An 11,303-nucleotide genomic window follows, 5' to 3' on the forward strand; every position below is an offset into this window, starting at 1 on the left:
ATCGTAATCTGATGATAAAGAGAAATATATTGCTAATCTTACTGTTTGCCCTGTCCATCGGAGTGGTGGGGCAAACACGTTTGGGCGTGTATGTTGCAGGATTCTATAATCTGGAGAATCTGTTTGATACGGAAGACGACCCGAATAATCCCGGTGATGATGAATTCCTGCCGAATGGCCCATATTCTTGGACTCCTGCGAAGTACCGTCAAAAGTTGAGTAATATGGCGAAAGTGATTGCTAAACTTGCGAGGGAGAAGTGTCCGGGTGGTCCAGCTATCCTTGGTGTATCGGAAGTAGAGAACCGTCGGGTATTGGAAGATTTGGTGAAAACAGAACCGCTTGCTTCTATGGGATACGAGATTGTGCATTATGATTCACCGGATCGCCGGGGAGTAGATGTTGCCTGTTTATATAATCCCAAACTGTTTACCCTGCTTTCATCTAAGGCATATCCTTTTTTCATGTCTTCCAAACCGAATTATCGTTCTCGTGACCAGCTGTTAGTAAGTGGGTTGTTGGCGGGAGAGTCCTTTCATATGATTGTAAATCATTGGCCGTCCCGTTACGGTGGTGACCGCTCATCCATTTATAGAGAAGCTGCCGCTGCTATAACTAAGCATATTGCAGACTCCATTCATGCGGCTGACCCGCAGGCCAAAGTCTTGATTGTCGGTGATATGAATGATGATCCTACTGATAAAAGTACGAAAGAAGTATTGAAAGCCCGTCGTAAAGCTGCGGATACAGAACCGGATGGATACTTCAATGCAACGTGGCCATTATTTGACAAGGGAATCGGATCACTTTGCTACCAGGATAAATGGAACCTGTATGACCAGTTGATTATATCAGGAAACTTGTTAGGCAAAGACCGCTCTACCTTGAAATTCTGGAAAGCGGAAATCTTTAACCGTGATTTCCTGACAACACAAGAGGGAAAACGCAAAGGATACCCGTGGCGTACTTTCTCCAGTAATACTTTTATAAATGGATATAGTGACCACTTCCCGGCCTTGATTTATTTTGTGAAAGAAATACGTTAATAGTATTCTTGTATATTGTAAATGCATAGATTTGAATAACTTGATGTTGTTTGAATCTATGCATTTTTTCAATGTGCGGGAATATCTCATTCAGGATTCCACCACCCATTTCTCGATATTACGGGTTTTCTCACTGAAGTTAATCCCTATCTTGAACAGTTTTCGCCCATCTGCTTCGAAAGGCAATGCATATCGTTTGTCGTTAATCTGCTGCAACGCCTCTTTCGCTGTACCATTCAGCTTAAACTCCATTATATAAATGAATTTGTCTGTCTGCAGGATGAGGTCTATGCGTCCGTTATTGGTGTGGTATTCCACTTTGGTATAGAAACCAACCAGTTTGAAAACGATGAAAAGTACATTTTCATAATGTAATTCCTGCTCCCGGATTACTTCGTAAGTCGTATCAGCGAAGAAACTCTGCAGGCGGCGGAAGAAAGAGTTATAGTCTCCGGCCTCTATTTCACGAACGAATTTTTGAATTTCAAACGGAGATTCCACCTTATTCACATTCGCATAAAAAGGAAGTAAGAAACGCATGAAGCCTTCGTCCACTTCACGGTTGGGAAAACCTAGACGATATATGCCAAAACGTTCGTCATATCCCTTAATGGTAAGGTATCCGCTCTGATAAATTACCGGAATCGGGTTGGTTGATTCGGAATCTATGCTATTCAATACCTGTGCATCGGTTTCCTCGTGTGCCATCCGTTCCAGATCATAATGATGCTTTTTCAGTAACTTCACCAGATAGGTAGGTGTTCCCGTTTCAAACCAATAATTGCCGAACTCTTTACGCTTGAACGCGTTGAGCAGGCTGAACGGATTATACATGCCGATGGAATTATGAGTAAAGTGATAACCGTCATAGCACTCCTTTAATTCAGTACAAAGTTTTTCATATGTCGTTCCCCGTGCATCGGCAAATTCATGAAGCTCAGCCTCCAGATTCTCGTGGATTTCCCGTTCGCTGACACCGCAAATTTCGATATATTCGTTCCACATTGATATATCGTCCAGATTATTCAGATCACTGAACACGCTGACTTTGCTAAATTTGGTAACTCCTGTCAGCATGGCGAATTTGATACATCCATCCTGGCTTTTCAATGCACCATAAAAAGCCTTTAAAGTGTTACGAAAATTTTTTTGTAATTCTTCATTGCCGATAGCTTGCAACATTGGTTTGTCGTATTCATCCACAAGAATGGCTACGCGTTGCCCCTCTTGTCGGCAGGTACGTTTGATAATGCCTTCAAAGCGTGTGGCTAAAGATTTTTCCGATGGCTCTGCTCCGTATTTTTTTTCCCATTCCACCAATACTCCATTCAACTTATTCTCCAAACTTTCCGGAGTATCGTATTTTTCGGTGTTAAGGTCGATATGTAACACGGGATATTTTATCCAGTTTTTTTCCAACTTTTCTACTGCCAGTCCCGTGAACAGCTCCTTCTTTCCTTGAAAATAAGCTTCCAGAGTGGAGATGAGCAGGCTCTTTCCGAAGCGGCGCGGGCGGCTTAAGAAATAGTAGCTGCCGGTTTTAACCATTTGATAAATCAATGCCGTTTTATCAATATAGAAATAACCGTCATTACGAATCTTTTCGAAATTCTGTATGCCAATAGGGTAAATTTTACTACTCATATACTCCGGTTTTATAACTCAATTACACAAAGGTAGTAAATTTCCAACTACTTCATTGTTTTTAGAAAGAGAAAAGTATAAGATGATTGCTTTTAACAGAATGAGGTGTAGAAAACAGTATGTACTGTTTGTGGTATCTTTTTTAATCCCTATATTTGTCTGCATTTCATTTTAATAAAGATAGGCATTATGGATACAACTTTCAGAATATATCCGATAGGGATACAGAATTTTGAGCGGTTACGCAATAATAATAACGTATATGTAGATAAGACGGAGTTAATATATCGTTTGGCAAATACTAATAAGGTATATTTCTTGAGTCGTCCCCACCGTTTTGGGAAAAGTTTGCTGGTATCTACTCTTGATGCTTATTTTCGGGGGAAGAAAGATTTGTTCCAAGGATTGGCGATGGAACGTTTGGAGAAAGAATGGAATGTCTATCCGGTGTTGCACATAGATTTCAGTATGACGAAGTACACAGCACTTTCCGACCTGACAGGGCAGTTGAACCTGAATCTGCACGATTGGGAAAAACTTTATGGAAAGGAAGAAGTGGAAGAAACGCCGGCAGAACGTTTCCGGGGAGTGATTCGTCGTGCTTATGAAAAGACGGGCAAACCGGTAGTAGTGCTCGTTGACGAATATGACGCTCCTTTATTAGACAGTAATCATTTGCCGGAACTACAAAACGATCTTCGTGAAGAAATGCGTAAATTCTTCAGTCCTTTGAAAGCACAAGGAGAATATCTACGCTTTCTTTTCCTGACAGGTATCAGTCCGTTTAGTCAAATGAATAGCATTTTTAGCGGATTGAATAATATGCTAAATATTAGTATTCTAGGTAACTATAGCGCTATCTGTGGTATTACCGAGCAGGAATTGCGTACCCAGTTGAAAACTGATATTGAGATGATGGCACAGGCCAATAATGAAACCTATGAGGAGGCTTGTGTACATTTGAAACAGCAGTATGGCGGATACCATTTTAGTGAAAACAGCGAGGAAACTTGTAATCCATTTAGTTTATTCAATGCATTTTCTCAAAAGAACTACGGGAATTTTATGATCGTACCTACTTTTTTAGTTGATATGTTACAACAAAATAAGATGGATATTTGTAAGCTGGAGGGTACTATGGCAACCGTTGCCCAACTTGATATGGCAATTAACCCTGCAGTGGATATTTTACCTGTGCTTTATCAAAATGGTTATTTTACTATTAATGAGTATGACCCTGAATTCCAACTTTATACACTTGCTTGTCCCAATAAAGAAGTACGGGAAGGATTGATTCGACTTTTTAGAACTTCTTTAGTCGTTTGAGTATTTGTGTTTTTTTCGCCTCATAGTGATTTCACCAATTCCTCTTTCAACCTATCACCACCCCTCTGAAACTCCCTGTTCATCGTGCTTACAGAACGGTGATAGATTGTCTCTGACCTATCACCTCATCTATCACCTATCACCGTACCGAGAACTGTATATTTATTCTCTTTTCGGCTTAATCCGAACCACTTTGTAGACATTCCCCCGTTTGGTATGCACGGAAGGCACTTGATTCCTTTGCAATATTCTGCCGAATTGAATAATATTGCAATTTGATACATGAATCCTGCTGTCATGTTGCACCTGTTCCAGTATCTCGATGGCGAGAAGTTGCTCGTATTCTTCCTCGTCTTCTCGGGCAGCCCGGAAATACTGGTGGAATAATTGCTCCGCGATGGGGATAACTTGAAATTCCTGATTGCTTTCAGTCATCAGCTTTTCATCTTCGTGGTCGAACCAGTAACGTTCTCCCCTGTAAATATCATGCATTGCTTGTGCATAAAGTTGTTCATAGTCAATCGGGGAGCAGTCGATGGGGGCGGTTACGTTGATGACGATGTAGCGTCGGCTGCCGGAAGTGTCCGTCAGCAAGTCCTTGTGGTTGCTCGTTCCGATGAATGAAGCGTAGCGGCGCATCTCTTGCGTGGCTGTGCCATGAGGCCGGCGGACATTGACCACCGGCTTTTGGAGAATATGCTTCAGGAAAGCCTGCTGATGCACCCCGTTCTGGTCGAACTCGTCCATGTTGATGAGCGCGAAACGGTTCAGTGACAGTTCGGCATCTCTTTTATTGCTGAAATCAATGTGGTCGGTGTAGTATGTCTGCAACTCGGGCGGTAACAGGTTCCGGCAGAAGGTGGATTTCCGGTAGGCTTGCGGGCCGACAAGCAACGGGACGGTGCAGTTTGAATATTTGCGGTCGGTATGACGCCAGTGCGCTACCATGTTCAGAAACCAGCGGTAGAACAGGTCGGGCCAATGGGCGTTGTTGCAAGGGACACGGGTGGCCAGTTCACGAATCCGGTCGCGGCCGTCCCAACGGACATCCACTCCGAAGAGGAAATCCTCGATAGGGTTGAATATCGGGATGCGGTCGGAATCCAGATAGCGGGCGACGTCCCTGTCCCAAAGGCTGAGCCCTTCCAGGCGGGCGTTCATGGCAATGCTGTTTCGTACCCGGTTGGTGATGGGGCGGAAGCAGAAACAAAATGTGTTCCGTTCGCGATATTCCGTTACGGTCGTCATCGTATTGTAACGGAATTCGTATCGGCGTTGCATGAATTCTTCCGTTCGGAGTTCCAGTTCCTGTTCGGTTGATAAGGGAGATTTTTGTCCGAATCCTTTGGCGTGAGTATATATGTTCTGTACGGTTTGGCGGACAAGAAACTCTTTCTTCTTGGTGTAGAAATGAGCGATGGCCCAACGGGCGGTTTCTTCTTCCGGTATACCCGCCTGGAAGCAATTTTCCGCAAGGCGGACTAACAGTGGCTTGAGGTCTTCGTCCGAATGGAGATGTACGTTGGGCTGGAGTTCGCTTAATGATTGGTAAGCCTTGTTCAGAGCGCTCTCGAAGAGGGCGGACAAGGTTTCGAAACTATCATAACCCGGAATTAGCCGTTTGAATGGCGATGCTTCCGCTTGTACGGATTCTTTATAGGTGATGTCCGACGGCATTTCCAGCGGTTGCCGCATGTAGATGACGGTGGCATCGGAGTTGTAATAAAGTTCCGGGTCGTAGGTCTGCCGGCAGAATTGCTCCAAGGTCGGGTTCTTGAGTTCGATGGAGTAGGAGAGAGCCGGTTGGTACAGGCTGACTGCTTTTCTGTAGGCGTGGGCCTGGAATATTTCCGCTTCTTCCCGGGTTTTGGGTAGTGAACCGTCCGGGCGGGTGAAGCGTAGCCATATTTTCACGGAATGTCCGCCGGAACCCATGAAGGCGGCGAGGGTTTGCGTAAGCTCTGCCGCTTCCTGCTTCACGCGGTTTACTTCCGTCCGGTTTGCGAGGTGGTTGACTTCTATTTGTACAATGCCGTTGTATTCCGTCATTTGTACGCCGTTGGCTGTTTTGCGGAAGTTGGCTGCTGGGATGACTTTGGCCAGTCGCTGGGCTTCTTCCAGTTTGGTGTCCGGTGATGCGTAACGAATGATCGTCCGAAGATTGCTAATCGGGCGGGCTTTCGTTTCATGCTTCATCGCTTCTATTTGTAGGTTTATATCCAGCGTCCGCATGGTTGACGTTTCGCCGTAGTCCCGCATCAAAGTAAGTTTCATGTCAAGTGTATTTACTGTTTATTATTTATTTGCTCCATATCTCTATTCTTTTCTCAATTTCTTTAGATGGTAGTCTTCCGTTTATTTGTCTGAGCAATTGGAGTTTCTCGCAAGCTTTTTGGGGTGTGAGCAACTTCTCTTCTACCAGTTTGTCAAAAATGTATAGAATTCCGCGGACATTCGTGCCTTCTTTGATTGCAGTTTTGCGAAGTTTGCCATCTCCGGTAAGTAAGATATAACCGTTATCTTGTGCATATAACCAAACGGAACAGTCCTGGATGCTAACGTTAGTTTTATCCTGCATTTTTCGTTGAAAACCTACCAGTTCAATCATTTCGCGCATATCAAACTTTTTAATAAAAAGTTTGTCATAACCAAGTATCTTACTTTTTTGCTCCATTACTTTCAGTTCATGGATGATAAAGTCTGTCGTGTGGATATGGATAGTTAATGAAAAGAATTCGTCCAACAGGTCTGTTGTGTATAAGTCGATAAAGATATTTGTATCGCTGACTACTACAATCTCCATTATATAAGATTTAATCGGTTACGTACATCTTCAATCGAAATATTCAAGAGAGAAGCTGCTTTTGAAGTTGTTATTATATCACTGGCAATGGCCCTGAATACAAGGCTTACAAAACGTTTGGGCTTTTTCTCTCGAAATCTGGATGCAGTTACCAATTTTTTAAATCTCTCGTCTTGATTTTTCTTGATGTAGTAAGTGCGGCATCTTGCTTCTGTTATAATGTTGAGTTCTTTGGCTTTCATCATCATGGCGTCAATCGAGATGCCGTACAGAATTTGTAGGTCTGTCAGTTCATTTAATGATATATCTCTTCTGTTTTCTCCGATTATACCACTGAAGACACAGCTTGGAATCAACATTTCGTTAGCGAAAATGGTGCAAAGTCCTTCTTTTTGTCTTGGACTTAATGCCGGGTCAAAACAGGTATTAAACAAAAGATGTCCCAGTTCGTGCAAAGCAGTCATTCTGCGACGTTCGGATTGTTCGATGTTGGAGTTTAAGACAATGATAGGATATTTATCGTTAACCATGCCACTCAAACCGTCGAATCCTTCCGGTGCATCCACGTCTATAACTTTAATGAAATGTGTTTCCAACATTGCCTGGACATTATTGATGGCATCTTTGCCCAATTTCCATTCTTCGCGGAGACGGATAGCCTGCATTTTTATGTCCTGTGTATTGGAAATGATAGCATTGGAATAGGCAGTGGGTTGAAACTTATTCTCCAATCCTAAGATGTTTTCTATTTCCAGGTAACGTTCTACTTTATCACGTATCTTTTCCTTTATAGCATTGGTTTCAAATACTTTAACTTTATTCTTCTTTCTGAAACTGACCTCAAATTCGTCCAGCTCAAATAAGAAAGGACGGAAAAAATAGTCCGGATCTAAGTTTAATGCATTGGAAATAGCTATAAGGACGGAGCTGTCAGGCATCATTTTCCCGTTCTCATATTTAGAAATAGATTGCTTGCTAATCAGATTGCCGATTTTTTCGCAAAGCATATCCATAGACCAGCCTGCCATAATTCGTGCGCTCTTTAAGCGTTTTGCAAAAATCTCTTCTATCTTCATATTGATAACCTTTTATTGGTTTACAAAAATATAAATAATTATTGAAGTGTCAACCAAAATGCGCATCTTTAATCTCTGATGCATATAAGATTAATAATATTTAATGTATTGTATGTGCGGTCATTAGCTTTAATGGGAACTGGGGCATTGGGGCGGATTCGAGTTCTTTGGTACTTATTCTTTATTGTTTTCTATAAGGGTGTTAAGTACAGGCCGTAGTGGAACAAAATGTTTTCAAGGCTTGAAACACTTCGTTTCATGGTGAGAAACACTTGGTTTCAAGCCTTGGAAACTTTAGTTTCAAGGGCTGGAAACTAAAGTGTCAAGTGCTTGAAACTAAAGTTTCCTACCGGGGAAACACTGGTTTCACGGCAGGAAATGGAATGTATCCCCTGTTGGTACTTTTGTTTGCACGTGGGCTTCTGTTTGTATGTCGGTTTGGATTTTGGCGGACGGTGATAGGTGATAGATGAGGTGATAGGTTATTGACAACCTATCACCGTTCTGTAAGTGCGATGAATAGGGCGTTTCAGAATGGTGGTGATAGGTTGAAAGAGGATTTTCACTTTTGTGTATAGTGGAGAGGGGAATCAAAAAAACATATATCTTTGCAATACGCTTTCTGCTCATCAGCGTGGTGAAATCGCAGGGCTTCCCGAAGAGGAGAAGCTTTGTAGGGCATTTGTGATGCTTTAGTAAGAAATTTTATCTATTCGTTTTACTTTCTTAACTCCGAATGTTCCGTAATTGACACGAAACCAACTATTTTTATCCCCACATTTGCAGCATTTCAGAATGTCCTGCGTCTAATAAATAAAAAACTAAATCATTCTAGTCATGAAACACAGACTGTTGCTACTATTACTATTCATGTTTGCTACATGTGCGACGGGGTGGGCGCAAAAAGATGTAGCTCCTTCTTTTACCATCAAAGGCGTTCTTCTGGATTCGTTAACCCAAGAGGGAGAACCGTATGCCACCATCAGGATTACCAAGAAAGGCGTTCCGGACAAAGCTGTAAAAATGGCGGTGACCGGGGCAAACGGTAAGTTCCAGGAGAAATTGAATGTACCGGCAGGCGATTATGTAATCAGCATTTCTTCGATAGGTAAAGCGCCTGTTGTGAAAGACTTCACTTTGAAATCTTCTACGAAAATAACCGACCTTGGGACGTTGTATTCTTCGGAAGCCAATAATGAGTTGAAGGGAGTGGAAGTTGTCGCCCAGAAGCCTTTGGTGAAGGTAGATGTGGACAAGATAGAATATAACATTGAAGACGACCCCGACTCCAAGTCGAACAGTATCCTGGAGATGCTGCGCAAAGTTCCTTTGGTGACGGTGGACGGGGAAGATAATGTGCAGGTGAACGGGAGCAGCAGTTTCAAGATACATGTGAACGGGAAGCCGAACAACATGATGAGCAATAATCCGAAAGAAGTGCTGAAGAGTATGCCGGCAAATACCATTAAATATATTGAGGTGATTACTTCGCCGGGTGCGAAGTACGATGCGGAAGGCGTAGGCGGTATTCTGAATATCGTCACCGTGGGCAGCGGATTTGAGGGATATACGGCTACATTCCGGGGAAATGTCACTAACAACGGAGCCGGAGCCGGTACTTATGCGATGGTGAAACAGGGGAAGATGACTATTTCCGTCAATTATAACTACAATTATAATAATCATCCGCGCAGCTATTCGGACAGTTACCGTGAGAATTACGAGCCGGGGGCGAGGGACGAGAAGTTTCTCGAATCTCAAAGCAGTTCCAAATCGAAAGGAAATTTCCAGTATGGCAACCTGGAAGCGAGTTATGAGATTGATACGTTGAGACTGCTGACGGCGGCTTTCGGAATGTATGGCAGCAGTAATAAGAGCGACAACAACGGAAATACGGTAATGTATAGGACGAACCATGAGGACGTGGCTTATCGTTACCGGACGGATAGCCGTAATAAAAACTCGTGGTATTCCATAAATGGAAATATAGACTATCAGCGTACTTCGCGGAAGAATAAGCAGCGGATGCTGACCTTATCTTATAAGATAAATACGCAACCTCAAACTGATAATTCCAAGAATGTTTATCTGGACATATTCCCCGACGAGCAGAAAGAGGAACTGGCGGAACGGCTGCGGTTGGAAAATTACCATTCGGATGGAAAGACAAATACGATGGAGCAGACTTTCCAGGTGGATTATACGACTCCGATAGGGAAATTGCATACCATTGAGACGGGAGCGAAATACATTTTCCGTCGCAATAGCAGTGATAACGCGCTTTATGAGGCGGCAGGCGGAAGCGATAATTATGCGTATAATGAAGACCGCAGCAGTGAGTACCGCCATCTCAACCATATCCTGTCGGCTTATGTGGGATATACCCTAAAGTATAAGGACTTTTCGTTCAAGCCGGGAGTACGTTATGAGCAGACCATACAACGGGTGAAATATATCGTAGGACCGGGTGAGGACTTCCATACGAATTACAGTGATTTGGTTCCGTCCGTCTCTTTGGGAATGAAAATCGGCAAGACGCAGAATCTGCGTGCCGGTTATAATATGCGCATCTGGCGTCCGGGAATCTGGAGCCTGAATCCTTACTTTAACAATCAAGACCCGATGTCTATCAGTCAGGGAAATCCGGACTTGAAGAGTGAGAAAAGCCATGCTTTTGATATTGCGTACAGTAATTTCAGTGCCAAGTTCAATATAAACGTTTCGTTGCGCCATTCATTCGGGAATAACGGGATAGAGAGGGTGAGCCGCTTGATAACCAATGAGAACGGAGAAATCTTTGATGATAATCCGGAGCACATGGCGCCGGACGGGGCTATGTACAGCACTTATGACAATATCGGCAAGAATCGGGATACCGGTTTGTCCCTTTATCTGAACTGGAACGCTTCTTCTAAAACACGTATTTACGTGAACGGACGCGGAAGTTACAGGGACTTGAAAAGTGAGGCGCAAGGGTTGCACAATTATGGATGGAACGCTTCTTGCCACGGGGGTATCCAGCATACGTTGCCTTTGAAAATCCGTTTGAGCCTGAATGGGGGCGGGGGTACTCCGTATATCAGTTTGCAGGGAAAAGGTTCCGGCTATCAGTATTACGGCATTGGGTTGAACCGTTCATTCCTGAAGGATGACCGTCTCACGCTGAACCTATATTGCAACAATATTTTTGAGAAGTACAGGACGTATAACAGTCATACGAAAGGTGACAATTTTATATCAAAGAGTAGCGGGAAATATCCGAGCCGTTATGTTGGCTTCAGTATCAGCTACCGGATTGGAGAACTGAAAGCCAGCGTGAAGAAAGCTGCCCGGAGCATCAATAATGATGATGTGAAAGGTGGAGAAGGCGGTGGAAACGCCGGTGGCGGAGGTGGTCAGTAAGACCAC

The 11,303-nt window shown here is 43.4% G+C and carries 6 protein-coding genes and 1 pseudogene; 3 read left to right on the forward strand and 4 right to left on the reverse strand.

The window, feature by feature from the left end; translation table 11 throughout:
* The first annotated feature begins 11 nt into the window (after positions 1 to 11).
* On the forward strand, positions 12 to 1,046 hold the full coding sequence (locus CLIN57ABFB40_RS14815) for an endonuclease/exonuclease/phosphatase family protein (RefSeq protein WP_175630811.1): 1,035 nt from the start codon (positions 12 to 14) through the stop codon (positions 1,044 to 1,046).
* A 90-nt stretch (positions 1,047 to 1,136) separates the two neighbouring features.
* On the opposite strand, the gene CLIN57ABFB40_RS14820 is transcribed toward CLIN57ABFB40_RS14815, so the two are convergent.
* Positions 1,137 to 2,690 carry an ATP-binding protein gene (locus tag CLIN57ABFB40_RS14820; protein WP_175630812.1) on the reverse strand — a complete coding sequence of 518 codons (1,554 nt, stop codon included), beginning with the start codon at positions 2,688 to 2,690 and terminating at the stop codon, positions 1,137 to 1,139.
* 189 nt (positions 2,691 to 2,879) lie between these two features.
* On the opposite strand from CLIN57ABFB40_RS14820, the pseudogene CLIN57ABFB40_RS14825 reads away from it, so the two are divergent.
* Positions 2,880 to 3,986: pseudogene (locus CLIN57ABFB40_RS14825) on the forward strand (AAA family ATPase); the annotation flags it as partial.
* Between the two features lie 192 nt (positions 3,987 to 4,178).
* Here the strand turns inward: CLIN57ABFB40_RS14825 and CLIN57ABFB40_RS14830 are convergent.
* From CLIN57ABFB40_RS14830 to CLIN57ABFB40_RS14840, 3 genes are read right to left on the reverse strand one after another with little or no spacing between them, the layout of a single operon-like run.
* On the reverse strand, positions 4,179 to 6,290 hold the full coding sequence (locus CLIN57ABFB40_RS14830; RefSeq protein WP_175630813.1) for a BT4734/BF3469 family protein: 2,112 nt from the start codon (positions 6,288 to 6,290) through the stop codon (positions 4,179 to 4,181).
* Between the two features lie 25 nt (positions 6,291 to 6,315).
* On the reverse strand, positions 6,316 to 6,819 hold the full coding sequence (locus tag CLIN57ABFB40_RS14835; RefSeq protein ID WP_175630814.1) for a hypothetical protein: 504 nt from the start codon (positions 6,817 to 6,819) through the stop codon (positions 6,316 to 6,318).
* A complete protein-coding gene (locus CLIN57ABFB40_RS14840) occupies positions 6,819 to 7,895 on the reverse strand; it encodes a helix-turn-helix domain-containing protein (protein WP_175630815.1) in 1,077 nt (358 codons plus the stop codon). The genes CLIN57ABFB40_RS14835 and CLIN57ABFB40_RS14840 overlap by 1 nt, the downstream gene beginning before the upstream one ends.
* 837 nt (positions 7,896 to 8,732) lie before the next feature.
* Here CLIN57ABFB40_RS14840 and CLIN57ABFB40_RS14845 point away from each other — a divergent pair.
* Positions 8,733 to 11,297: an outer membrane beta-barrel family protein gene (locus CLIN57ABFB40_RS14845; protein WP_175630816.1), complete on the forward strand. Its 2,565-nt coding sequence runs from the start codon at positions 8,733 to 8,735 to the stop codon at positions 11,295 to 11,297.
* Positions 11,298 to 11,303 lie beyond the last annotated feature (6 nt).

The organism is Bacteroides acidifaciens, assembly GCF_903181435.1.
GTDB lineage: Bacteria > Bacteroidota > Bacteroidia > Bacteroidales > Bacteroidaceae > Bacteroides.

Excerpts from the sequence above, each read along its gene's own strand:
- CLIN57ABFB40_RS14830 (WP_175630813.1), bottom strand. The coding sequence starts at position 6,290 with ATGAAACTTACTTTGATGCGGGACTACGGCGAAACGTCAACCATGCGG.
- CLIN57ABFB40_RS14840 (WP_175630815.1), bottom strand. The coding sequence starts at position 7,895 with ATGAAGATAGAAGAGATTTTTGCAAAACGCTTAAAGAGCGCACGAATT.
- CLIN57ABFB40_RS14820 (WP_175630812.1), bottom strand. The coding sequence starts at position 2,690 with ATGAGTAGTAAAATTTACCCTATTGGCATACAGAATTTCGAAAAGATT.
- CLIN57ABFB40_RS14835 (WP_175630814.1), bottom strand. The coding sequence starts at position 6,819 with ATGGAGATTGTAGTAGTCAGCGATACAAATATCTTTATCGACTTATAC.
- CLIN57ABFB40_RS14815 (WP_175630811.1), top strand. The coding sequence starts at position 12 with ATGATAAAGAGAAATATATTGCTAATCTTACTGTTTGCCCTGTCCATC.
- CLIN57ABFB40_RS14845 (WP_175630816.1), top strand. The coding sequence starts at position 8,733 with ATGAAACACAGACTGTTGCTACTATTACTATTCATGTTTGCTACATGT.